Genomic DNA, 22,546 nt, shown 5'->3' on the forward strand with positions numbered 1-22,546 from the left:
GTTTTTGCCGTAACCGTCGTCGCCGCCGCCGTTGCCTCCGCCGCCGCCGTTGTTGCCGTAACCGTCGTCGCCGCCGCCGTTGCCTCCGCCGCCGCCGTTGTTGTTGCCGTAACCGTCGCCGCCTCCGCCGCCGTTGTTGTTGCCGTAACCGTTGTTGCCGTTGCCGTTGCCGTTGCCGTTGCCGTTGCCGTTGCCGCCGGTCTGCTGGTCCCAGTCGCCGTTGCCGCCCTGCTGGTTGGACGAGCCGCCGTTGTCGCCGTTGCCGCCCTGCTGGCTCCAGCCCGACTGGTCGCCGTTGTCCGGCGTGTCGCTCGCGAGGGCGGGGGCGACGGCGGCCGCGAGCGCCAGGGTGCCGGCGGCCAGCGTCATGGGCAGACGGCGGAGGAGCGGGGAGCGCGACGTGCGCGGTGCGTGCGGGGAGGGGCGTGACATGAAGTACCTCCATATGGGGACGAAAGAGTCGAAGGTGACCAATCGCCACATTAGGAGCAGCCCTTCCTCCCCGCCCGCCTTGGTGCGCCATCGGAGACGGCGGCCGTCTACTCCGTGAGTTCCTCCAGCAGTCGGGCCGTCGTCAGCCCGGCCCGCAGGTAGTCGACGAACAGGTCGTTGTGCAGGGCCCAGTCCGAGCGGCGGGCCCGGATCAGCCGGATCGCCCCCTCGGCGGAGCTGCCCCGGCGCATCAGCGCGTGCGCGACGACCAGTCCCGAGCGGTTGTACCCGTGATAGCAGCGCACGAGGACCTTGCGCCCGTCGTCCAGTGCCTCGCACGCCGCCTCGGCGAGCCGGATGACCCCCAGCAGCTGGGTTCCGTCGAGCGGCCCGTCCGGGATCGGCCACACCTGGTGTTCGACCCCGGGGTCCGGTCCGTGCCCCGGCAGCCGCAGCAGCGTCTGCACAAGATCGAACTCCTGGCGCACCGACGCGAACTCCAGCTGCCCGGTCCGGGCCCTGAACTGGTGCCCGCCCATCCACAGACCGGGTGCGATCTCGTCCCACGGAGTGTCCGGTGCCGGTACGTCGGGTTGCTTCCTGTAGGTATGCAACGGTGCCTCCCCAGCATCACCGCCCACGTGCTCCCAAAGGTAGCCGGGTTCTTGCTCCTGGAGCACCCCGCCTGTTCCCATGGAAGGCGGGGTGATGGTGCATGAAGGGTCTGCGCGTCGTACCGGCCTGGCGGCACGGCCAGGAGCGGCTGTACGTCTGTCTCCCGGACGGCGGGAGCATCGCCTGGTACGACCGTGACGCGGCCAGGGTCAACCTGCTCGGCGAGGACCGCGAGGCGGAGGTGCTCAAAGCGCTCGGCCCCTTCCTCACCGGCCCGGTCTCGGTCGGCCCGCCTCCGGCCCCCACCCCCGCCGAGCTGGCACGACTCACCCTCCACCCCGACGACGACCTCGCCCCGAACCGCCCCGGCGAGGCCCTCCTGGTCGCGCTCGACCGCGACCCCGGCCCGGCCCACCGCCTCCGCGCCGGCCCGCGCCACCGGGCCCTGGAGGCGGAGCGGACGGTGGGTGAGGTCCTGGACCGCATGGACGGCCTGGGCGTACGCACCCTGCACTCGATCCCGCTCCCCGGCGGCGACCGCGTCCACCACCTGGCGATCGGCCCCGGCGGGCTGTACGCCGTACACGCCGTGTACGCCCGCAGGCAGCGGGTGACGGTCGCCGACCCCCTGGTCGCCGTCGGCCGCCGTGGTGAGCCGCACCCCGTGCTGCGCGGCGTCCGCGCCGTCGCCGACCGGGTCTCGTACGCCCTGACCGCTGAGGTCCGCCCGGTGCTCGTCCTGGTCGGAGCGTCGCAGGTGACGGTGAGGACCCCGCCGCGCGAGGTGCGTGTCCTGACGGACGGCGAGGTGGAGCGCCTGGGCGATGCGGGGGGCGTACTGAAACCGGCGGACGTGGAGGCCCTGCACGCGATGGCACGGGACCGGAACACGTGGACCCGGCTCTGAGCGGAGCGGCAGGGCCCTGGACCTGATGGCGGTCCAGGAGAGCAGCGCCCGTGCCGCCTGCCCGCCCGCACGTCGCGGGGCGAGGAGGAGGGCGCGGACCAGAAGCAGGAGAACGGCGGCGAGAGGCCGACGCCGACGGCCTCGTCGTCGAACCGGGCTCCGGGGAAGGCTCCGGGGAAGGACGCGGCGAGGACGGGCCGGAGCGCGAGGAGGACCCCGGCCAAGAGGGCCGCCCCGCGCAAACGCCCGACCCGGGCCGGCCGCGGACAACCGCGGACAACCGCGGGACGGCGAAACGGTATTCACCCGTATGGCGGTTGATGGATCCCCGAGCCCGTGTTCCGCGTCTTCCTCCAGGGCTGTGCTTCCATGTGCGTGATCTGTTGGACCTGTGTGCATGACAGGGGCGGCCGGTCACACAGCACATTCACGGACACCGGTGGAGGGCATGACCGAGGACGAGTTCGACGCTTTCTACGCGGCCGCGTTCCCCCGTCTGACCGGGCAGCTCTTCGCCTTCACGGGGGACCTGGGCGAGGCTCAGGACGTGGTCCAGGAGGCGTTCGTACGGGCCTGGGACCGGCGCCGCAAGCTTCAGGCCGACGGGGCGCCCGAGGCATGGGTACGCACGGTCGCCATGCGCCTCGCGGTCAGCCGCTGGCGCCGCGCGCGCCGCTGGCTGGAGCTGGTGCGCCATTCCGCGCTGCCGGAAACGACCCCCGGCCCCGGGCCCGAACGCGCCGCGCTGGTCGCCGCGTTGCGCGAACTGCCCGAGGCCCAGCGCATGGCAGTCGTTCTTCACCATCTGTGCGACCTCAGTGTCGAACAGGTAGCCTCCGAGACCGGCGCACCCGTGGGGACGGTCAAGGCCCGGCTGTCCCGGGGGCGGGCGGCACTGGCCAAACAGCTGGCGGTGGACGAGGCCGAGGAGCCGGCCTGGAGGGAGGGCGGCCGTGTCGGATGAACTCGCCACCGCGTTGCGCGAGTTGGCGGAGGCCCATGAGGCCCCGCCGCCCCTGCCGGCCGCCGAGGTCCGCACCCGGGCACGACGCCGCTCCCGCCGTCGCCGGACCACCGTCCGCCTGGGCCTGGTGACCTCGGTGGCCGGCATGGTGGCGACGATCGGCCTCACCGTGCACGCAGAGGAGCCCGGCCACGACTCACGGCGCACCCCGGCCACCTCGTCCGACACCCATGCGATCGGCACGCCGACGCCCAGCCCCCGGGCACCCGAGGCGGCGACCGGCAGGCCGGCCGACACCGCACAGGCCGTCCTCGACCTGGGCCGCCACACCCTCACGGTCGGCGGCCGCGTCATGCGCGTCAACTCGCACTTCGTCGCCGTTCCGCTGCCGCACGGCCACCGACTGACCGTGCGGGCCAAGCACAAGGCCATGCTGCTGCGGAGCGAGGCGAGAGCCGGGAACGCCTACGAGGCCAAGGTCCCGTACGTGGTGGAGCTGCGTACCGGCGACGGGGCCCCGGCCTACGCGGGCGCCCTCGTCTTCGACACCAGATCCCTCGGCGCCCTCGACGCCAGGACGAGCTGGCTGGGCCTGAGCGTCGACGACGCGCGATGGTTCTACACCCGCGTCCGGCGGGGCGAACACATCGAGATCACCTCCGCGGCCACCCCGACCCCGCCCGTGGCGACGACGAACCCCACCACCGGGGCCGGCCCCGAAACCGGGACCGCAACCTCCCGCCCACGCACCTGACCGACCGTGGCCCGGGACCACAGCACGGGACCACGACCCTGGATCAGCGGATCACGTCCCGGAGGAACGAGCCCAGCGCAGCGGTGAGTTCGGCGGGCGCGTCCTCCTGGACGAGACGCCCGGCACCGGCGATCGGCTCCCACCGGGCGTGCGGGATCAGGGCGGCGAGCTCCCGCCCCCTGGCCACCGGGATCCAGGCGTCGTCCGCGCCCCAGCAGATCAGCACCGGGACGTCGATCTCGCCGTACCGCCCCTGGATCTCGTCGGTCCAGCGCTGGTCGGCCTGGGCGATCTGGCGGTAGAAGGCGCCCTGCCCCGGATCACCGACCCACGGCCGCACGAGCCGCTCCAGAACCCCGGGATGCAGCCCGGGGCCGCCGGTGGACCCGATGTACTCCCGTACCAGCGCCTCGTGCAGCCCTCCGGGCAACTGCTCGAAGACGGAGGCGTGTTCCCGGACGAGCCGGAAGAACGGCGACCCCCAGGGCGCCAGCGCGACGGGATCGACCAGGGCGAGCGCCCGGTACGGCACGCCGTGCAGCAGATGCGCCCGCAACGACACGGCCCCACCGAAGTCATGGGCGACGACCACCGGTTCGCGCAGCCCCCAGTGGTCGAGCAGCTCGGCGAAGACCCGCCCCTGAGCGCGGAGGGACACGTCCTGCCCCTCGGCCTTCCCGGACATCCCGTAGCCCGGCATGTCCCACACGAACACCTGGTGATCGCGGGCCAGTGACCGGGCCACGGCCCGCCAGACGAACGAGGAGAAGGGCGTCCCGTGCAACAACACCACAGGATCCCGCCCGGGTTCGCCCAGGGTTCCCCAGGCCACCTCCCCGGCCGAACCGGAGAACCGCCCGCCCAACTGCCGCCGCCACTCGCTCATGCCCACCCGCTTTCGGTCCTGACCACCCACGGTGCCACCCACGGCCCACCCCGGTCGGAGGTGCGCCGCGGCAGTACGCGGTACGTCCTTCAGCAACTCCTCCCAGGAGAACACCGATGCCACACCCGGATCCTCCGCAGTCCTTCTCCCTGCCCCCTGACCGCCCCCGACGTCAGCCCGCGGATGAACGAGCGCTGGGGCCTGTCCGGCGGGTCGGGTCGGAGGCGGTCGGCGGTGTCCGTCCGGCCGGGGCGAGTGGGGTCCGGTGCGTTCGGCCGCAAGGCGGAGGAGGACACCGACGCGATGGGGCCCCTCCCCGCTCGATCGGCCCGTCCGCCAGCAGCCGCGCCAGCGCCTCCCGCACGGGCGTCCGCGACACCCCGAACCGCGCGGCCAGCCGCACGTCGCTCAGCCGCTCGCGCGCCCCGAACCCACCGTCGAACACGGCGGCCCGCAACTCCGCGTACACCCGGTCGCGCAGCGAGCCCGCGGACGGAGTCACGACCGGGTCCAGCGGGGCGAGCGGTCCGGCAGGATCGGCCGGGCCCGTGTCCAACCGCGTATACACCGTTGAATCCATGCCTGCAGACGCCAGGAACCCCTTGCTTCCCAGGAGCCCTCCGCGCGGTGAAGGCCTCGTTTCCGAGTCCTCACCCCGGAATCCGGAACCCGGCGCCCGCGCCCGCTCCCGCGGGCTCAGACGCCGTCGAGGCCGCGGGCGTGGGCGAAGCGGGCCTGGCCGGCGGCGAGGCCGATCAGCGGTTCGGGATAGCCGAGGCGGGCGCGTCGGTCCTCCGGCAGCCGCCACGGCTCGTGCACGTGCCGGTCGTCCACGTCCGCCAACTCGGGCACCCAGCGTCGTACGTAGGCACCGCTCGGATCGTAACGCCTGCCCTGGCGCACGGGGTTGAGGACGCGGTTCGGACGGGTGTCGGTGCCGGTCCCGGCGACCCACTGCCAGTTGAGCTGGTTGTTGACGAGGTCGCCGTCCACGAGCAGGTCCAGGAAGTGCCGGGCGCCGACCCGCCAGTCCACGTACAGCGTCTTGGTCAGGAAGCTCGCGGCCAGCAGCCGTGCGCGGTTGTGCATCCAGCCCTCATGGAGCAGCTGGCGCATCGCCGCGTCGACCACCGGATAGCCGGTACGGCCCTCCCGCCACGCGGCGATGTCCCCGGCCGCCTCGTCCCCGGTCCGCCACCGGTCGTGCCGGGGGCGGTAGTCCCGTACGGACGCCTCGGGCCGCGCGGCCAGCACCTGGTGGTGGAAGTCGCGCCAGCACAACTGGCGCACGAACGCCTCCGCCCCGGCCCCGCCCCGGGCCCTGGCCCGGTGGACGAGCTCCACCGGCGAGAGGGCCCCGAAGTGGAGGTGGGCCGAGAGCCGGGAGGTCGCGTCGCCCGCCAGGTCGTCGTGCCGTTCCTCGTACGCCGGCATCCGGGACCGGGCCCACCGGGCGAACCGTTCGCGCCCCGCCGACTCGCCCCCGTCCGGGAGGCCGGGCGAGAGGCCGGACAGGCCGTCACGGGAGGGCAGCGGCTCGCCGCGCACCGCGTCGGGGACCCGCACGGCGCGCGGCGCCGGGCAGGTCTCCCGCAGCCGTTCCTGCGACCAGCGGCGGAAGTAGGGGGTGAACACGGCGTAGTGGTCGGACCCGGCGGGTGTCACCGCCCCGGCGGCGACGGCGGTGATCACGGCGTCGTGCACCCGCAGCGCCACCCCGCGCCGCGCGAGGTCCTCCCGCAGCCGCTCCTCGCGCCGCTGGGCGTAGCCGCTGACGCCCGCCGCCATGTGGACCTCCGCGGCCCCGCACTCCGTGGCGACCGCGCCGGCCTCCCGGGCGCCCGGCCCGGTACGCACGACGAGCCGGCCGCCGCGCCGGCGCAGCGAGGCGTCGAGATCCCGCAGACAGTCGGTGAGGAAGGCGTTGCGGTTGGGTGCGTCGAAGCCGGCCGCGCGGATACCGGGATCGCGTACGAAGAGCGGCACCACCTCGTCGGCCGCGGCGAGCGCGGCGCGCAGCGGCGGATGGTCGTGCAGACGCAGATCCGAGGTGAACAGGACGACCGCGACGGTCATGGGGCTACTCCCGGTCGTGCATGAGCCTTGCTTGCTTTCCCACCGTCTCTTCGGGCTTTTCCCGGCACGCGGATGCGGAGCCGGGCACGCCGCCGCCGGACCCGTCACCCGCGGCGCAGGCGCCGTGCGGGCCGTGCGGGCTCGTGGCTTGTGCGGCGGCCCCTGCGCGCATCGGCCCCGTGCGCGCTCATGCCCTTCGTGGCGGCCTGGGTGATGTTGCGGGCCATGCCGCCGAAGACGACGGTGTGGAACGGTGCGACGGACCACCAGTAGGCATGGCCCGGCAGCCCGCGCGGATGGAACAGGGCGCGTTGCCGGTAGAGGGTGCGGCCCTCGTCGTCCGTGTCGGCGTACATCTCCAGCCACGCGAGACCCGGCAGCCGCATCTCCGCCCGCAGCCGCAGCAGCCGGCCGGGCTCGATCTCCTCGACCCGCCAGAAGTCCAGCGAGTCACCGACCCGCAGCCGCTCGGCGTCACGCCGCCCGCGCCGCAGGCCCACCCCGCCGACGAACCGGTCCAGCCAGCCCCGCACCGCCCAGGCCAGCGGGAAGGAGTACCAGCCGTTGTCCCCGCCGATGCCCTCGATCACCTTCCACAGCGACTCCACGGACGCTCCGACGCGAACCTCGCGCTCGTCGCGGTAGAGACTCCCGCCGGCCCAGTCGGGGTCGGTCGGCAGTGGATCGCTGGGCACCCCCGGCAGGCTCGCGGACGACCAGCGCGTGGCGACCTGCGCCTCCCGCACCCTCCGCAACGCGAGGGCCAGTGCCTCGTCGAACGACAGCGGACTGTCCGGCGTGTCGGGCACGTACCGGGCGATGTCGTGCTCGTGGCAGACGACCTCGTGGCGCAGCGACTCCGTCAACGGCCGCGCCAGGGAGGCGGGTACGGGGGTGACGAGCCCGATCCAGTGGCTGGACAGGCTCGGGGTGAGCACCGGCACCGTCACGACGAGCCGCCGCCGCAGTCCGGCGACGACGGCGTACCGCCGCATCATCTCGCGGTAGGTGAGGACGTCCGGCCCACCGATGTCGAACGCCCGGTCGATGTCGGCGGGCATGCCGGCCGAGCCCACCAGGTACCGCAGCACATCGCGTACCCCGATCGGCTGGATCCGGGTGTGCACCCAGCTGGGGGTGACCATGACCGGCAGCCGTTCGGTCAGATAGCGCAGCATCTCGAACGACGCCGATCCCGAACCGATGACCACCGCGGCCCGCAGCACGGTGGCGGGCACCGGCCCGTCGAGGAAGATCCGCCCGACCTCGGCGCGGGAGCGCAGATGCGGGGACAGGGACCGTTCCGGGACACCGCGCGGGGTCAGCCCGCCCAGGTAGACGATGCGCCGTACGCCGGCGGCACGGGCCTGCTCGGCGAAGATCCGGGCGGACCGCCGGTCGGTCTCCTCGAAGCCGGAACCGGCCCCGAGGGCGTGCACCAGGTAGTAGGCGACGTCGATCCCGCGCATGGCCGAGGCGACCGAACCGGGGTCGGTGACGTCGCCCCGGACCGGCTCGATGTCACCCGCCCAGGGCTGGTCGCGGAGCTTGCCGGGGGAGCGGGCGAGGCACCGGACCCGGTGGCCGGCCCGCAGCAGCTCCGGTACGAGGCGCCCACCGATGTATCCGGAGGCGCCGGTGACCAGGCAGTGCAGCCGCTCGGCGCCGCCCCCGTCCCGCTGCCCGCCCGAGCTCTCGTCCGCGTCCGTCTCGGTACCCACGTCCGTCTCCTCCGCGCTCGTCCGCTCACGTGCTCACTTGCCCACTCGCTCCGAGGTTGCTCCCTCCCCTCCGATCATGGCGGCAGCGCGGTGGACGCGCCCGTTCAGCCGGACCGGGAACCGGAAGGGGAGCCGGAGCCGGAAGGGGACCCGGAGCCGGTGCCGGCACCGGCATCCGCGTCGCCCTTCCGGGCCAGGGCGCTCGGCCACCACGCCCGGGGACCGATGTCGATCACGAGCGCGGGCACCAGGAGCGAGCGGACCACGAGGGTGTCGAGCAGGACGCCGAAGGCCACGATGAACGCGATCTGGACCAGGAAGGCCAGGGGAATCACCATCAGGGCCGCGAACGTCGCCGCGAGGACGACACCCGCCGAGGTGATGACCCCGCCGGTCGTGGTGAGCCCGCGCAGCACGCCCTGCCGGCTGCCGTGCGTGAGCGCCTCCTCCCGGACCCGGGACATCAGGAAGATGTTGTAGTCGACGCCCAGCGCCACCAGGAACACGAACCCGTACAGGGGGACCGACGCGTCCGTGCCCGAGAAGCCGAGGAGATGCTCGAAGACGAGCGCCGACACCCCGAGCGTCGCCAGGAAGTTGAGCCCGACCGTCGCCACCAGCAGCACCGGTACGAGCAGCGAGCGCAACAGCAGGACGAGGATCAGCAGGATGATGGCGAGCACGATCGGCACGATCACCGTACGGTCCCGGGCGGCGGTCTCCTGGGTGTCGTACTGCTGCGCCGTGTAGCCGCCGACCAGCGCGTCGGCCCCGGGGACCGCGTGCACGGCGTCGCGGAGCCGTTCGACGGTCCCCTTGGCGGCGTCGCTGTCCGCGCCGTCCTCGAGGGTGGCGGCGATCTCGACCCGGCCGTCGGCGACGAGCGGCTCGCCGCCGGGCCGCCCCGAGGCGGAGACCGGGGCCGCCGAGGCGACGCCCTCGGTCTCCTCGGCCGCGGCCGCCACCTCGGTGGCGCTGCCGGCGTCGGCGATGATGACGGCGGGGTTGCCGGAGCCGCCGGGGAAGTGCTCACCGAGCGTCTCCTGGGCGGTCACCGAGGAGGCGTCGCCCACGAAGATCTCCTCGAACGGCACGCCCTTGGAGGACAGGGTGGGGGAGAAGGCCGCGAAGACGGCGAGCACCAGGGCGGTCACCACCCACGTGGCACGCGGCCGCCGGTCCACGGTCGCGGCGACCCGGTGCCACACTCCGTGCCCCTCCGCGGGGGCGTCCGCGGAGGGCGTGCCCCCGGCCTCCTTCGGGCGGGAGGGCCAGAAGGCGCTGCGCCCCAGCAGGGCCAGCACGGCCGGCAGGAAGGTGAGCGTGGAGAGCACGGCACACACGATGCCGATGGCGCCGACCGGCCCGAGGGCGCGGTTGTTGGTGAGGTCGCTGGCGAGCAGCGCCAGCAGGCCGAGCGCCACGGTGGCGGCGCTGGCCGTGATCGCCCCGAACGAGCGGCGCACCGCGGCGACCGCGGCCTCGACCCGGTCCCCGCGCAGGGTGATCTCCTCGCGGAAGCGGGCGGTCAGCAGCAGCGCGTAGTCCGTGGCGGCGCCGATGACGAGGATGGAGAGGATGCCCTGCACCTGGCCGTCGACCCGGACGACGTCCCGGTCGGCCAGCGCGTACACGACCGCGCAGGCGAGCCCGAGGGCGAAGACGGACCCGAGGATGATCAGGAACGGCAGCAGGACGCTCCGGTAGACGAGCAGCAGGATCACCAGCACGGCGGCGAGCGCCACACCCAGCAGCAGCCCGTCGATCCCCGCGAACGCGTCCGACAGATCGGCCTGGCTCGCCGCCGGCCCCGCGATCTGCGCCGTGGTCCCCGGCACGCTCCCGGCCGTCTGCCGGACCTCGTCCAGGACGGCGGGCAACTCCTCGTCGAGATCCGGCTCCAGCTGGACGACGGCCTGCAGGGCCTGCCCGTCGTCGGAGACGAGGGCGGGCGACGGCGAACCGGCGACCCCGGGCTGCCCGGCGAGAGCGCCGACGGCCCGCGTGGCCTCCTCCTGCTGGGCCTCCGTGACCCGGCCGCCCCCGTCGGCCGTCCACACGACGATGGCGGGCACATCGCGCGACGCCCCGGCCTGCTCGAACGCCTCACCCTCTTCGAGCACCTTGGTGGACTCGGCGCTCTGCGGCAGGAACGCGGCCTGGTCGTTGGTGGCGACCTCGCCCAGCTTGCCCGCGTAGGGGCCGAGCGTGCCGCCCACACCCAGCCAGACGATCAGCAGAACGAGCGGCACCAGCCACCGGCCCCAGATCGGTGTGGTCCTCATTGAATCCCCAAGTGGCATCGGAACGGAAGGAAAGGAAACGGGACGAGCAGAAGTAAGTCAACCATCAAGTATCTCAATGGTTGAACAAATATATACTGAACGCATGTCCGGCACCGATAGCCCCCCGCCCTCCCCTTCCGGGGACGATCCGACGGGGCTGCAGAGCTTCGCGGTCCTGCTGCGCCGGATGAACGCCGAGTTCAACCGCATCGCCCACGAGTTCGCCCAGGCGCAGGGCCTGCACCTCACCGACGTGCAGGCCCTGGTCGCGATCCTGGACGCCGACCCGGCCGACGGCCCCATGACACCCGGCAGGCTGCGCGACCGGCTCGACCTCACGTCCGGCGCGGTGACGGCATGCGTCGACCGTCTGGAGAAGGCGGGCCACATCCGCCGCGTACGGGCCCTGGGCGACCGCCGCGTGGTCCACCTGCACTACGAACAGGCGGCCAGGGCCGTCGCCGGCGCCTTCTTCCGCCCCCTGGCACAGAGCACGGAAGCGGCCCGGGTCCGCTTCACCCAGGACGAACTGATGACGGTGACCCGGTTCCTCACCGAACTCAACCGGGAACTCGTCCTCCTGGGCCGTCACACCTCGTGACGACGGGGAGGACGCCCCGGCTCCGGGCCTCGCCCGCACGAGAGGCAATGCCCGTACGAGAGGGAGTGGTGGAGACGAGCACGCAGGCCGACGCCCCCGCGCGGCCCCGCACCCCCTTGAGCAGGAAGCGGATTCTGGACACCGCCGTCGCCCTCGCCGACGAGGGCGGGGTCGACGCGCTCAGCATGCGCAGGATCGCGCAGGCGCTCGGCGTCGTGCCCATGGCGCTGTACAAGCACGTGGCCAACAAGAACGAGCTGCTGGACGGCATGATCGACGTCCTCGTCGGAGAGATCGACCCGCCCGCCGGCCGGGCCGACTGGAAGACCGCCGTCCGCCGCCGGGTGCTGTCGGCCCGCCGCATGCTGCTGCGCCACCCGTGGGCGCCCGGGGTCATCGAGTCACGGATGAAGGCCCGGGCCACCCCGACCCCGGCGGTGCTGGAGTACCTGGACTCGATGATCGGGATCTTCCGGTCCGGGGGGTTCCCGATCGACCTGGTCCATCATGCGATGCACGTCATGGGCAGCCGCCTGCTGGGCTTCTCCCAGGAGCTGTTCGAGGACGCCCCCGGCCGCGAGCCGGATCCGGACGCGATGCCGCCCGAGGAGATGGCCGCCCGCTACCCCCACATCACGGCACTGGCCATGGCGGTCGCCCACGACCGGGAGTCCGTCGTCGGTGCGGGCTGCGACGACCAGCTCGAGTTCGAGTTCGCCCTGGACCTGACGCTGGACGGCCTCGACCGGCTCCGGGGTACCCACTGACCTGTCGCCCTGCCCTGTCGCCCTGCCCTGTCGCCCTGCCCTGTCGCCCTGCCCCGTCGCGCTGCCCCACCGCTGAAGAAGCCCTTGACGCGTGTACGGCGTACACCTACGGTGCGAGAAAGGTGTACGCCGTACACCGCCGGGGTCGGGGGAGGCCCGATGAAGGCGATCGTTCAGGAGCGGTTCGGTCCGCCGGACATCCTGCGGCTGACGGAGACCGACCGGCCCGGGATCGGGACCGGTCAGGTGCTGGTGCGCGTGCGCGCGGCCGCGCTCAACCCCTACGACTGGCACATGATGCGCGGCGACCCGTACGTGGCACGGCTGTCGGGAGGCATGGGGCTGACCCGTCCGAAATCGGGGGTGGCCGGGATCGACGCGGCCGGCCAGGTGGAGGCGGTAGGCCCCGGCGTGCGCGGACTGCGGCCCGGCGACGAGGTGCTGGGCTTCTGCCCGGGCTCCTTCGCCGAGTACGCGCGCACCACCGCGGACCTGCTGGTGCCCAAACCGGCGGACCTGACCTTCGAGCAGGCCGCGGCCGTGCCCATGGGCGCGGTGACCGCCCTGCGTGGCATCCGGACCGTGGGCCGGACGCAGCCGGGGCAGCGGGTCCTGGTCAACGGGGCCGCCGGCGGCGTGGGCACGTTCGCCGTGCAGATCGCCGCGGCCCTGGGCGCGGAGGTCACCGGGGTGTGCGGCCCCCACAACGTCGAACTGGTGCGCTCACTGGGTGCCGCACACGTCGTCGACCACACCCGCGAGGACTTCACCGACGCCCGCGCGCGCTACGACGTGATCCTGGACAACGTGGGCAACCGGCCGCTGGGCCGCCTGCGCCGGGCACTCACCCCGTCGGGGACCCTGGTGGCCAACGGGGGAGGCCCGCCCGGCCGCGTGGTCGGGGCCGTCGGCTCCCTGCTGCGGGTGATCGCGGTCGACGCGTTCGTCCGGCAGCGGCTGCGCCCGATCCTCCCGGCGGCCCCGGCGGGGCCGACCAGGGAGGACCTGCTCGCCGTCACCGCGCTCATCGAGGCGGGCAGCCTCACCCCGGTGGTCGACCGGACCTACCCCCTGGCCGAGGCGGCCGAGGGCGTGCGCCATGTGGAACGGGGCCACGCCCGCGGCAAAGCCGTGCTCACCGTGGAATGAGCCCGGGGAGGCGGCGCCTGATGGGTCAGGAGGGGGAAACCCCTTGCTGTGACATCCCGATGGAGCCGTTGCCGCCCCCTTCGGCGAGCCCGGCGTGCAGGAGAAGCAGCCGGGCCAGGTCACGCGCCTCGTCGGCGGTGAGCGCCGCCCATGTCCCCGGCCCGCCTCCCTGCTCCCGGCCCACGTCCAGGGTGACCCTGCTGATGGGCCGGTCCGCGGGCGCGAGCCGCAGGCACCGCACCGCGATCCTGCGCCCGCAGGCCGTCACGAGCGAGGGGGTCTCGGCCGCGGTGGCGGTGGCCATGGTCACGTCACGCCCTGTCGTCGTCGTCATCCGTCTCACACTCCTTTGCGCCGGCCGGCCCGGTAACTCCGGCGGGTGTCCTGTCCGCTGGGCCCGGCAGGTGTCCTGTCCGGGACCTCCGGCGGGACATTACGGTCAGCGCGGCGCGGTGCCGGAATGTTCCCCACCGGAGCGCTCCCCGCCGGATCGTGAACCGCTCCGGCGCCGACGGAGGCTTTGATCTGCCCGGAGGCGCCCAGGGCTTCCCCGCTGCTAGCGCACATCGGAGGACGCGAGTTTCACGAAGTGCTCCAACGCGTCCCGTGCCCGGTTGCCCAGCGCACTCAGTTCCGTCCTGTCGGATGCTTTGTGCACCCCGGCCGTCAGTTCGTAGGCATGCCGCGCGGCATCGATCACTGTCTGGCTGCTTGCGATGAGCTGGACCCGGAACAGTGCGTGAAGGGCGACTCCACGAAGGCGGTACGCCTCGACGCGAGCTTCCAGACAGGCGGGGCCGTCGGGATCCTCATCCCTGCGATGCCAGCGGTCGTGTTGGCCCCGCCTGAACTCGGTCACTGTTCCGGCGAAGTCGCTGTACACGGTCATGCGTTCGGTGCGGAGCTGCCGCTGAGCCGCGACCATCTGGTCGCGTGCAGCCGCTCGGCGCTGGAACAAGTGCGTCACGGCAACGCCGAGGAGAGTCCCCAGAACTGCGATCAAGGCTGAGAGAACACCGGCCACGGGGAGCAGGACATCACAAGATCTCCTGCGTGCCCAGACGCTTGGACGTCCGCGCGGCCCCGAAACGAGTCCTGACCTGCCGGAAAGGCCATCAAGATCATGACATTCCTCTTGGGCGGGCGGCCTGTCGGGCGGCCTGATCGTGGCGGCCGGGTGCCTCGCCCTCGGTGGCCGGGCTACGCGAGGCGGGAGGGGGCGCGGGTCCCGGACGTGCCGGGGGTGCCGTCCGTGGTGCCGGTGTCCAGGCCGGGGGCGCTGCCGGACGTGGTCCCGGGGCCGTTCGCTCCAGCGGTGTGCGGCCCTTCCGCGGAAGCGGACGGGGCGGTGGGGCGTTGGGCGTGCAGTTCCTCGCGGAGGCGGCGGACCTCTTCCGTGTGGGCGGAGATCTCGCTGGTCGTCCGGGCCTCGTTGGTGCGGAGTTCGGAGAACCGGTCCATGAACCAGGACGCGAGGGTCGCGGTGACGGGACCCGCGAGCGCGATGCCGCCGACCATCAGCGCGACGGCGATCAGGCGCCCCTCGGTGACCTCCTGGTCGCCCCGGCGATGTCCGCCGCAAGCCGATCGAGTGCGTGCCGGTAGGCGGCTCACCTGCGCCCCCTTGATGATGGCTAATAGGTATCATTTCCTCATGCTCTATGTGATGCCCCCCCTCACCTCCGCTGACGAGCGAGTGCTCGCCGAGGTCGGTGCCATGCGCTCAGACCTGCGTCATGCGGTGCGTCAGGCGCCCACGAAATGGACCCAGGACCTACGTCGTGCCCTGACGGCATCGGCCATTGCCGCGTCCAACACCATCGAGGGCTTCCAGGTGGATGTGCGCGACGTGGTCGACCTGATGGACGGCGAGCGGGAGGGCATCGACGCCAGCGAGGCCGACAAGGCGGAAACCCTGGCCTACCAACAGACGATGACGTACATTCAGTCGCTTCATGACGTGGAGGACTTCACCTACAGCAAAGGGCTGCTCAACGCCCTGCACTGGATGCTGCAGGGTCACCACCACACCCCTCACAGGCCCGCAGGCCAGTGGCGTCGTAAGCCCATCTTCATCAGCGCCGCAGGTGATCCGCTCAGCACGGAATACGAGGGCCCGCACGAGGAGCGGCTCCCGGCTCTCACCGGGGAACTGGTCGACTGGCTCAACGAGGGCGACCTCGACGCCGACCCCTTGATCCGAGCCGCGATGGCCCACCTCAACCTGGTGAAGATCCACCCGTGGGTCGACGGCAACGGTCGCATGTCCCGCAGCCTGCAAACCCTTGTCATCACCCGCCAGCGCGTTCTGGCGCCTGAGTTCTCCTCCATCGAGGAGTGGCTCGGCATGCCCGGAAACACCTGGGACTACTACAAGGTGCTCCGCGAAGTCGGTGGCTCCGTCTACTCGCCGGAGCGCGACACGGGCCCGTGGATCAGCTTCAACCTGCGCGCCTACCACGAGCAGGCGCAGCGGGTGCGGCACCGTGTGCAGCGTTCCGCCGACGTCTGGGTCCTGCTCGACCGGCACGCCGGCAGCCTGGGTGTCAGTGAACGGCAGGTCGGTGCTCTCCATGAAGTGGCCATGGCCGGACGCGTGCGCCGCTCACGCCACGAAAGGAGCGAAGGGCTGAACTCCCAGCAGGCCACTCGTGACATGCAGGCCCTCGTCAAGGCAGGCATCCTCACCGCAGTCGGCCAGACCAAGGGCCGCCACTACGTGGCCGGCGAACGCTTCCCCGCAGATGTCCTCAGCGCCGCCCGACGCCGCCACACGATCCGCGACCCCTATGTCTCCGTGTAGGCAAGCGGATGCGATGTGCCCCCTCTGCCGTGGATGCAGGAGCCTCCAGGGCTCGTCGGCGCTCTCGGCGGTGCACGGACGAGTACGCGGAAGCTCCTGGCAGGACGGCCCGGACTCGACACCCACCCGTCCACCAGGGGCTTCTCCATGCCCGAAGGTCATCTGTGCTTTCAACGCCCTTGCAATGCCAGCAAGTCGACATGAAATCATCGGCAGAATGATCAGGGAACCGGACGAGACGACCGTGTCCGGGGCCGGTGCCGCCGAGATCCCCTTGGGAGCCTCGGGAGGGGGCGCTGAGGCTGGGCCCCGACGCACGGACGGCGGGCGGCCTGATCGTGGCGGCCGGGTGCCTCGCCCTCGGTGGCCGGGCTACGCGAGGCGGGAGGGGGCGCGGGTCCCGGACGTGCCGGGGGTGCCGTCCGTGGTGCCGGTGTCCAGGCCGGGGGCGCTGCCGGACGTGGTCCCGGGGCCGTTCGCTCCAGCGGTGTGCGGCCCTTCCGCGGAAGCGGACGGGGCGGTGGGGCGTTGGGCGTGCAGTTCCTCGCGGAGGCGGCGGACCTCTTCCGTGAGGGCGGAGATCTCGCTGGTCGTCCGGGCCTCGTTGGTGCGGAGTGCGGAGTTCGGAGAACCGGTCCATGAACCAGGACGCGAGGGTCGCGGTGACGGGACCCGCGAGCGCGATGCCGCCGACCATCAGCGCGACGGCGATCAGGCGCCCCTCGGTCGTCGTGGGGTAGAGGTCGCCGTAACCGACGGTGGTGACCGTGGTCAGCGACCACCGCAGGGCGTCACCGAACGTCGTGATCGAGGCGTCCGGGTTGCGCCGCTCGACGTCGAGGATCGTCAGGCTGGAGAAGGAACAGCAGCAGAGCCGTGCAGGCCGCCACGTAGGTGCCCAGACGCAGCCGGATCCGGCCCAGGGCGGAGGAGTTGCGGCGCACCACCATGGACACGAGGGTCACCAGTCGCAGGGGGCGCAGCGGCGGCAGGACCAGGGTCGCCAGGTCGAACAGCCGTACCTTGAGGAACTGCCACCGGCTGCCGGCCACGGCGAAGCGCAGAACGAACTCGACGGCCAGCAGCGCCCAGATGGCGAAGGTCACGGTCTCGGCGGCGTCACGCCAGGTGCGGGGCAGTCCCGGGTCGAGGATCGGCACCGCGTAGGCCGTGAGGTGGACCAGCGCGAGGCCGATGAGCCGGCCGCCGGTGCGCTGCTCCCAGCGCCGAAGCCGTTGGTCCCTGAGGGCAGGTGGCAGACATGGCGCGCCATTGTGGCATCGGGCCCGCTACGACGGTCACGACGGCATGCGCCTCAGCCCTGGAGGGGCGGGGCGGGGACCCGGTGGCGCGGGCAGGACGAAGTGAGGCTGCGGCCCGCATGCGACCGCGGCCACGCGAGATCTCCCGGGCCACGGTGACTCGTGGCGACAGCAAGCGAGGACGGGGCAGGACATGGAATACCGGCGCGCGGTGATACCGGCGGTGGCGGGCGGGCCGATGGTGACGCTGCTCCCGTGGTGGGCGGGGACGAGCGCCGACACGCTGCACCTGGAGGGCGCCACCGGCGTTCTCGGCCACGCGACCGTCGCCCCCTTCAGCGCCGACTGCTGCCCTGGGCGTACGAACCTTCCGGCGGGACCGCCGGCGGTTGTCTCGACGGGACCGACGCTTTCTGCTGTCTCGGCCTGCACCCCCCCAGCGATCCAGAGCCGCTTCCGCCGCCGTGTTCGTCCTCCGCGCGGCCGGACATGGGCTGTTCAGGCCGGATGGACGGCATCGCTGACTGCCTCTGCGGACCGATGGGCCCTCCTTCTCCGGCGTCATCTGTACTCGATGCCGGTGACGGCGGCGAGGTTGGTAATTGTTCAGGTGCGGTGGGTACCACGCTGATGTGCGCTGCGGTATGTCGCGGATTCCGGGTGGGAGTGGGGTGGATCGTGGTCGAGCCTGACAAGGGCTGGGTGACGTTGAAGGAGTGGGCCGCCCAGGTGGGTTACAGCCATGGCTACGTGGTGCACGTGATGCCGCGTCACTACCCCGGCTTCCCGGCCCCGGAGCGTGCCCGCCGCGGAGTGAGCGACAAGGGCGGGGGCGGGGGCAGTGCGTGGTACGACCCGGTCAAGTTGGAACCGTTTCGTCCGCAGCGAGCTGATCCGGTGGAGCTGAGGGAGGAGGATCTGGACCGTGAGGTGACGCTGGGAGGGTTCGCCAGGTTGATAGGAGTGGACGGTCGCAGCGTGACGCAGATCAAGGACGACCGTCCTGACACCCTTCCGAACACGGTGGACGGACGGCGGTGGTACCCGAGGGCGCGGTTCCACGCACGCGACCTGCTGCTGATGTGGAACAGCCGCCCGGGGCCGGGACCGGGCTCGGACAAGAGGCGTCCGCCGCTTCCCTGGAGCGTGGACGGGTAGAGGACCGATACGCCGATGAGGACGAGCGGCCAGGGCACGGTGTCCAGGCAGCCTGCCTGGACACCCAGCGGACCGGCGACCGCAGATGATCATTACTACTGAGATCTCGCGGCTGGCAGCCCTGATAAGAGGCAACGGCCGGGGGCCGATCCGGACGGTGACGCTCGGGTCTGCGGTCAGGCTGAGGCACCGAGCTGGATGCTGATTGGCTTCTGCACTGGAAACGGCGAGAACGTAGCGGTCGTCATTCCCTACAGAGACCGGGGCTGCGTGGCGCAGGTCTGCGGGCTCTCATGAATGTCATCACCTGCGGAAACGTCTCAGGATTCCGTCCATGCCTCGTTCACGGGCCCTGACATGTAGCCACTTCGGGCGGTCTGCGCCCACGCATACATGAAGACCCCGTTCTCAGCGTCTCCGCTGATGACGGAGTCTCTGGGCACCTCGTGCAAGGTGCCCCCGGCAGGATTCGAACCTGCGCACACGGCTCCGGAGCTCAGGTGAGAACGAGCGGCGACCGGTGCCCTGACCTGCGGCGGGGCTTCTTCTCGACTGAAGCCTGAGCAAGATCATCACGTCCCTGTTGCGCGGACGGCCTGTCAGGCGGTGGGTCCGGTCCGTATCGTCGAAGCATGACCTCGGGCAGCGGCGGGGGAGCGGGCGGCAACGGCGCGGAGTTCACCGCGGAGACTCTGGCCCCCGTCCTTCGAGATGAGTGCGAGTGCGCATTCGGTGACGAATGACCGGGGTCCAGCCACCCTCGCCTGAGGCGCCCCGATCCGGTCTCGGGCGCTCAACGCACGCCGTCAGACCTTGATCGCTGTGATGCGCCCGCCGCACAGCGCTGCGACGTCCTCAGGATCGGAGGTGAGGACCGTGACGGGGCCGGGCGCGGTGAGGGCGGTGGCGCCGAGCATGGCGTCGACGGCGTACTTGTGGCCGTGCAGGCCGGCGTCGGCGAGGAGTGCGGCGGCGTGCCGGGCGATCGACTCGGTGACCGGTTCGACGACGAGGCGGGAAAGGGTCCACTCCAGCGCCGGGCGGTTGATCCGGGGATGGACCACTTCCACGAGGGTGGCTGCCGAAGTGATCACGCGCAGGTCATCGGCGCGGGCCAGGGCGAGCCAGCCGGTCACCGTTCGGTCTCGCAGGACAGCCTTGGCCAGCCCTTCGCTGTCAAGGACCAGGGTGCCGCCGGGGGTGGCGGGAGAGCGGGTCACGCGGCGCTCGCTCCGCCCTGCGTCTGCTCGCGGCGTGCCTGGTGGAGCTGGTCGCGGAGCGACTGGATCTCCTCGTCCGTGACAGGCCCGTGCTCGGCTTCGGCAACCTGAATGATCTCGTTGAGGTTGTCCCGTTCGATCTGACGGGCGACGGCCGCGGCCACGTAGGCGGACAGGCCGGAGGGGCCGCTGCGGGCCTTGGCGGCTTCGGCGATGTCGCGCGGCATGGTGATTGAGTACTTGCCGGTAGGGTCACTCATGCCACCAATCCTACTCATCATCCTCCTGCCGTTCGGTAGCGCACGGTCGCCGACGAACGGGCCCGGCGCTCGCCGGCCCACTTCGATGTCCCGGACGCCTCGGCGATCGAATGTCAGAACCCTCGAAGGGGCCTTCCGCGAAGGATCACCAATTTCCCTGGGCTCACACGCGGAACGGGCATGGAGAGGGGGACGCAATGCGCCCCCTCACATCCTCGGCCGGCGCGGGCAGGACGCAGTTGTGGTGAACACAGGGGGCAGGAGAGCCGGCCACGCATACGTGTGTGGCTGTGGACGGACGACGAAGGTGAGCCGCAGGTGGACCTGCATCCTGTGGCTGGGGTGAAAGCCAGGTTCATCGCGCTACCACGGAACGCCAAGTGCGTCCTGGAGTCATTGGCACGATGCCGCGGTGCTGTACGTCAGCTCACAGGCTTGGACGATGCAGGGCCCACGTGGCCATCAGGGAGCAACTCGACATCAAGCGGCATGCGGAGGCTGAGGAAGACGCGGCTTCTTGGCGATCGGAGCCGCTGCCGGAGAGACCTGCTTCAAAGGGGAAGGGCGTCAGCACCAGGACGGTATCCGGCGGGCTGCCGACCTTGGGGCAGCGCGGCGTCGCTGAGATGGGTGGAGCCCCGATGGCCCAGTCGAGCGCCACTGCAACTCCGGGGAACCAGTTCGGCAAACGGCTGCTTCCGGCGGCATCCGCCTGCACATACGCGAAGACCCCGGCCTCAGCGTTTCCGCTGGTGACGGGGTCTTTGGGCACTTCCTGCGAAGTGCCCCCGGCAGGATTCGAACCTGCGCACACGGCTCCGGAGGCCGTTGCTCTATCCCCTGAGCTACGGGGGCGTGTCGGTTGCGGTGATCGCTTCGACGGGTAGAACAGTACCAGTTCCGGCGGGGTGGTCATGAACCCGTTTTCCGTGGGGCGGGCGAGGCCGGTGTCACCCTGTGCGTTCGAGGGGCCACCCCTGGGGGTGGAAGTGGGGAAAGCGCGGACGCGGTGGCCGGTCTCGACCTACTCTCGAGTTGTGCCAGGGGCGTCGCGTCGGGTGCTTGTTGTGGACGACAACAAGGTCATCCGGCAGTTGATCAGGGTCAATCTCGAGCTTGAGGGCTTCGAGGTCGTGACCGCGGCCGATGGTGCCGAGTGTCTGGAAGTCGTTCATCAGGTGCGGCCCGACCTGGTCACCCTTGACGTCGTCATGCCGCGGCTCAACGGGCTCAGGACCGCGGCCCGGTTGCGTGCCGATCCCCGTACCCGTGACCTTCCGCTCGCCATCATCAGTGCCTGTACTCAGTACGAGGTCGAGAGCGGGCTCGATGTCGGGGTTGATGTCTTCCTTGCCAAGCCCTTCGAACCCAGTGAACTCGTGCGGTTGGTTTGGAAGTTGACCGAGCGGCGCCGACGGGGAAGCAGCGGGGACAGCGGTGGGGTGAGCGGGGGGAGCGGCCTCGGGGGTGCCGAGCGGGCCGCCGGGCACGCTCCCGGGTAGTCGCGCCGCCCGGTCCGTCCGTGCGGGCGTCCACATCGCGGGATCCCGGCCAAGTCGGCTCGCCTCCCCACCCCCCTCCTCCCCTACCCTTGTCCCGTGACCCCCGTCGAGCTCTCCCGCACCGTGCTGCGCGCGGTGCGTCGTGCTGTCGACGACGGGGAGCTGAGCGTGGCCGTGCCCGAGCGGGTCGTCGTCGCGCCGCCGGGGCCCGGGGGGTGCGGGGAGTACGCCACCAACGTCGCCCTTCGGCTGGCCCGCCCGGCCGGCCGGACGCCGCAGCACGTCGCCGAGGTTCTTCGGGACCGTCTCCTTCGCGCCGAGGGCATCGGCGATGTCGTCATCACCGGACCCGGATTCATCAACATCAGCCTGCGTGAGGCCGACGCGTCCGAGGCGTCCGTCGCTCTCGTAAAGGAGATCCTCCGCGCGGGTGACACCCCTTACGGGCATCTCCCCGGGGGGAGCCGGAAGCCTGTGCTGCTGCGTGGCGCGGCTGACGTGCGTGCCTTCGTTCACCTCGACGCGCTGGCCCGGATACTGCGGGCCCAGGGGCATCCCGTACGGGTGGGCTTCGACGCTCCGCCCGCACCCGAGTGGGGCGCCGTGCTCGGGGGTGGCGGCATCGAGGGCGGCATCGAGTACGAGCAGGGCGCCGGCGCCCAGGACAGCCGCCCTCCTGTGCACGTCCGCCCCGTGCCCGCCCCGGCCGACCCGCTGCCGCTGGGCCGGGATGCCGCCCGCTGGGCGCTGCTGCGGCCCGCGGCGCACGACCGGCCGCGGATCAGTGGTGAGCACCTGGAGCAGAGGGAGGGCAACCCCCTCTTCCGGGTGCGGTACACCCACGCCCGCACCCGTGCCCTCGCGCGCAACGCCGCCGACCTCGGGTTCCGCCCCGCGCCCGGCCCCGTCGGCGTGAGCGGAACCCGGCCGCTGCTCACCGCCCTCGCCGACCACCCCCGCGTCCTCGCGGCCGCCGCGCGGCACCGCGCTCCCGACCGGCTCGCCCGGCATCTCGTCACCGTCGCCGATGCCACGCAGTCCCTGCTCCCCGCCGTGCTGCCGCTCGGCGCGGAGAAACCCTCGGCCGTCCACCGCGCCCGGCTCGCGCTCGCCGAAGCCGCCGGGACGGTGCTCGCCGACGGCCTGTCCCTGCTCGGCATCGACGCCCCCGACCATCTTTGAGA

The 22,546-nt window shown here is 72.0% G+C and carries 23 protein-coding genes, 2 tRNA genes and 1 pseudogene; 10 read left to right on the top strand and 16 right to left on the bottom strand.

Annotated features, from left to right (window positions below; genetic code table 11):
- Together ACFWVE_RS06145 and ACFWVE_RS06150 are read right to left on the bottom strand one after the other, a co-directional pair.
- A pseudogene (locus ACFWVE_RS06145) lies at positions 1–432 on the bottom strand (SH3 domain-containing protein); the annotation flags it as partial.
- A 107-nt stretch (positions 433–539) separates the two neighbouring features.
- Entirely contained in the window at positions 540–1,046 is a 507-nt protein-coding gene (locus ACFWVE_RS06150) for a dual specificity protein phosphatase family protein (protein ID WP_384008717.1), read from the bottom strand.
- A 101-nt stretch (positions 1,047–1,147) separates the two neighbouring features.
- Here ACFWVE_RS06150 and ACFWVE_RS06155 point away from each other — a divergent pair, with 101 nt between their 5' ends.
- The 3 genes from ACFWVE_RS06155 (at position 1,148) to ACFWVE_RS06165 (ending at position 3,672) form a co-directional block, all read left to right on the top strand.
- On the top strand, positions 1,148–1,954 hold the full coding sequence (locus tag ACFWVE_RS06155) for an NERD domain-containing protein (RefSeq protein ID WP_384008718.1): 807 nt from the start codon (positions 1,148–1,150) through the stop codon (positions 1,952–1,954).
- 448 nt (positions 1,955–2,402) lie between these two features.
- Positions 2,403–2,918 carry a SigE family RNA polymerase sigma factor gene (locus ACFWVE_RS06160; RefSeq protein ID WP_384008720.1) on the top strand — a complete coding sequence of 172 codons (516 nt, stop codon included), beginning with the start codon at positions 2,403–2,405 and terminating at the stop codon, positions 2,916–2,918.
- The gene (locus tag ACFWVE_RS06165) at positions 2,908–3,672 is read left to right on the top strand and encodes a hypothetical protein (protein ID WP_384008721.1); all 765 of its coding nucleotides are present in this window, start codon (positions 2,908–2,910) and stop codon (positions 3,670–3,672) included. Before ACFWVE_RS06160 ends, ACFWVE_RS06165 begins: the two co-directional genes overlap by 11 nt.
- A gap of 43 nt (positions 3,673–3,715) precedes the next feature.
- Here the strand turns inward: ACFWVE_RS06165 and ACFWVE_RS06170 are convergent, their stop codons facing one another.
- The 5 genes from ACFWVE_RS06170 to ACFWVE_RS06190 all read right to left on the bottom strand — a co-directional run bounded on the left by ACFWVE_RS06170 (position 3,716) and on the right by ACFWVE_RS06190 (position 10,640).
- Positions 3,716–4,558 carry an alpha/beta fold hydrolase gene (locus tag ACFWVE_RS06170; protein ID WP_384008890.1) on the bottom strand — a complete coding sequence of 281 codons (843 nt, stop codon included), beginning with the start codon at positions 4,556–4,558 and terminating at the stop codon, positions 3,716–3,718.
- Positions 4,559–4,730: 172 nt separating this feature from the next.
- Complete coding sequence (locus ACFWVE_RS06175; RefSeq protein WP_384008723.1) at positions 4,731–5,138, bottom strand: GntR family transcriptional regulator; 408 nt, start codon at positions 5,136–5,138, stop codon at positions 4,731–4,733.
- Positions 5,139–5,254: 116 nt separating this feature from the next.
- Positions 5,255–6,634, bottom strand: a complete 1,380-nt coding sequence (locus ACFWVE_RS06180) for a cryptochrome/photolyase family protein (protein ID WP_384008725.1) — start codon at positions 6,632–6,634, stop codon at positions 5,255–5,257.
- A 104-nt stretch (positions 6,635–6,738) separates the two neighbouring features.
- The gene (locus ACFWVE_RS06185; protein ID WP_384008727.1) at positions 6,739–8,355 is read right to left on the bottom strand and encodes an SDR family oxidoreductase; all 1,617 of its coding nucleotides are present in this window, start codon (positions 8,353–8,355) and stop codon (positions 6,739–6,741) included.
- A gap of 104 nt (positions 8,356–8,459) precedes the next feature.
- Positions 8,460–10,640, bottom strand: coding sequence for an MMPL family transporter (locus tag ACFWVE_RS06190; RefSeq protein WP_384008729.1), 2,181 nt, complete (start codon positions 10,638–10,640; stop codon positions 8,460–8,462).
- A gap of 103 nt (positions 10,641–10,743) precedes the next feature.
- Between ACFWVE_RS06190 and ACFWVE_RS06195 the strand changes: the two genes are divergently transcribed.
- The 3 genes from ACFWVE_RS06195 to ACFWVE_RS06205 all read left to right on the top strand — a co-directional run bounded on the left by ACFWVE_RS06195 (position 10,744) and on the right by ACFWVE_RS06205 (position 13,157).
- Positions 10,744–11,241 carry a MarR family winged helix-turn-helix transcriptional regulator gene (locus ACFWVE_RS06195; RefSeq protein ID WP_384008731.1) on the top strand — a complete coding sequence of 166 codons (498 nt, stop codon included), beginning with the start codon at positions 10,744–10,746 and terminating at the stop codon, positions 11,239–11,241.
- Positions 11,242–11,288: 47 nt separating this feature from the next.
- On the top strand, positions 11,289–12,008 hold the full coding sequence (locus ACFWVE_RS06200) for a TetR/AcrR family transcriptional regulator (RefSeq protein ID WP_384008733.1): 720 nt from the start codon (positions 11,289–11,291) through the stop codon (positions 12,006–12,008).
- 159 nt (positions 12,009–12,167) lie between these two features.
- A complete protein-coding gene (locus ACFWVE_RS06205; protein WP_384008735.1) occupies positions 12,168–13,157 on the top strand; it encodes an NAD(P)-dependent alcohol dehydrogenase in 990 nt (329 codons plus the stop codon).
- 25 nt (positions 13,158–13,182) lie between these two features.
- Here ACFWVE_RS06205 and ACFWVE_RS06210 read toward each other — a convergent pair whose 3' ends face one another.
- The 3 genes from ACFWVE_RS06210 to ACFWVE_RS06220 form a co-directional block, all read right to left on the bottom strand.
- The gene (locus ACFWVE_RS06210) at positions 13,183–13,491 is read right to left on the bottom strand and encodes a hypothetical protein (RefSeq protein ID WP_384008737.1); all 309 of its coding nucleotides are present in this window, start codon (positions 13,489–13,491) and stop codon (positions 13,183–13,185) included.
- A gap of 222 nt (positions 13,492–13,713) precedes the next feature.
- Entirely contained in the window at positions 13,714–14,181 is a 468-nt protein-coding gene (locus ACFWVE_RS06215; protein ID WP_384008739.1) for a hypothetical protein, read from the bottom strand.
- A 176-nt stretch (positions 14,182–14,357) separates the two neighbouring features.
- Positions 14,358–14,771: a hypothetical protein gene (locus ACFWVE_RS06220; RefSeq protein ID WP_384008741.1), complete on the bottom strand. Its 414-nt coding sequence runs from the start codon at positions 14,769–14,771 to the stop codon at positions 14,358–14,360.
- A 40-nt stretch (positions 14,772–14,811) separates the two neighbouring features.
- Between ACFWVE_RS06220 and ACFWVE_RS06225 the strand changes: the two genes are divergently transcribed.
- The gene (locus ACFWVE_RS06225; RefSeq protein ID WP_384008743.1) at positions 14,812–15,960 is read left to right on the top strand and encodes a Fic family protein; all 1,149 of its coding nucleotides are present in this window, start codon (positions 14,812–14,814) and stop codon (positions 15,958–15,960) included.
- Here ACFWVE_RS06225 and ACFWVE_RS06230 read toward each other — a convergent pair.
- On the bottom strand, positions 15,908–16,810 hold the full coding sequence (locus ACFWVE_RS06230) for a potassium channel family protein (protein ID WP_384008892.1): 903 nt from the start codon (positions 16,808–16,810) through the stop codon (positions 15,908–15,910). The genes ACFWVE_RS06225 and ACFWVE_RS06230 overlap by 53 nt on opposite strands.
- Positions 16,752–17,120, bottom strand: a complete 369-nt coding sequence (locus tag ACFWVE_RS06235; RefSeq protein WP_384008745.1) for a hypothetical protein — start codon at positions 17,118–17,120, stop codon at positions 16,752–16,754. The genes ACFWVE_RS06230 and ACFWVE_RS06235 overlap by 59 nt, the downstream gene beginning before the upstream one ends.
- A gap of 780 nt (positions 17,121–17,900) precedes the next feature.
- Between ACFWVE_RS06235 and ACFWVE_RS06240 the strand changes: the two genes are divergently transcribed.
- Positions 17,901–18,380: a hypothetical protein gene (locus ACFWVE_RS06240; protein WP_384008747.1), complete on the top strand. Its 480-nt coding sequence runs from the start codon at positions 17,901–17,903 to the stop codon at positions 18,378–18,380.
- Positions 18,381–18,837: 457 nt separating this feature from the next.
- Here ACFWVE_RS06240 and ACFWVE_RS06245 read toward each other — a convergent pair.
- The 4 genes from ACFWVE_RS06245 to ACFWVE_RS06260 form a co-directional block, all read right to left on the bottom strand.
- A tRNA-OTHER gene (locus ACFWVE_RS06245) sits at positions 18,838–18,923 on the bottom strand.
- Positions 18,924–19,186: 263 nt separating this feature from the next.
- Positions 19,187–19,600, bottom strand: coding sequence for a PIN domain-containing protein (locus tag ACFWVE_RS06250; RefSeq protein ID WP_384008749.1), 414 nt, complete (start codon positions 19,598–19,600; stop codon positions 19,187–19,189).
- Positions 19,597–19,860, bottom strand: coding sequence for a CopG family transcriptional regulator (locus ACFWVE_RS06255; RefSeq protein ID WP_384008751.1), 264 nt, complete (start codon positions 19,858–19,860; stop codon positions 19,597–19,599). The genes ACFWVE_RS06250 and ACFWVE_RS06255 overlap by 4 nt, the downstream gene beginning before the upstream one ends.
- A gap of 783 nt (positions 19,861–20,643) precedes the next feature.
- Positions 20,644–20,715 (bottom strand) — tRNA-Arg (locus ACFWVE_RS06260).
- 59 nt (positions 20,716–20,774) lie between these two features.
- Between ACFWVE_RS06260 and ACFWVE_RS06265 the strand changes: the two genes are divergently transcribed.
- A complete protein-coding gene (locus ACFWVE_RS06265) occupies positions 20,775–21,362 on the top strand; it encodes a PleD family two-component system response regulator (RefSeq protein ID WP_384008753.1) in 588 nt (195 codons plus the stop codon).
- Between the two features lie 96 nt (positions 21,363–21,458).
- A complete protein-coding gene (gene nrtL, locus ACFWVE_RS06270) occupies positions 21,459–22,544 on the top strand; it encodes an ArgS-related anticodon-binding protein NrtL (RefSeq protein ID WP_384008755.1) in 1,086 nt (361 codons plus the stop codon).
- Positions 22,545–22,546: the final 2 nt, after the last annotated feature.

It is taken from the genome of Streptomyces sp. NPDC058632 (genome assembly GCF_042717095.1).
GTDB lineage: Bacteria > Actinomycetota > Actinomycetes > Streptomycetales > Streptomycetaceae > Streptomyces.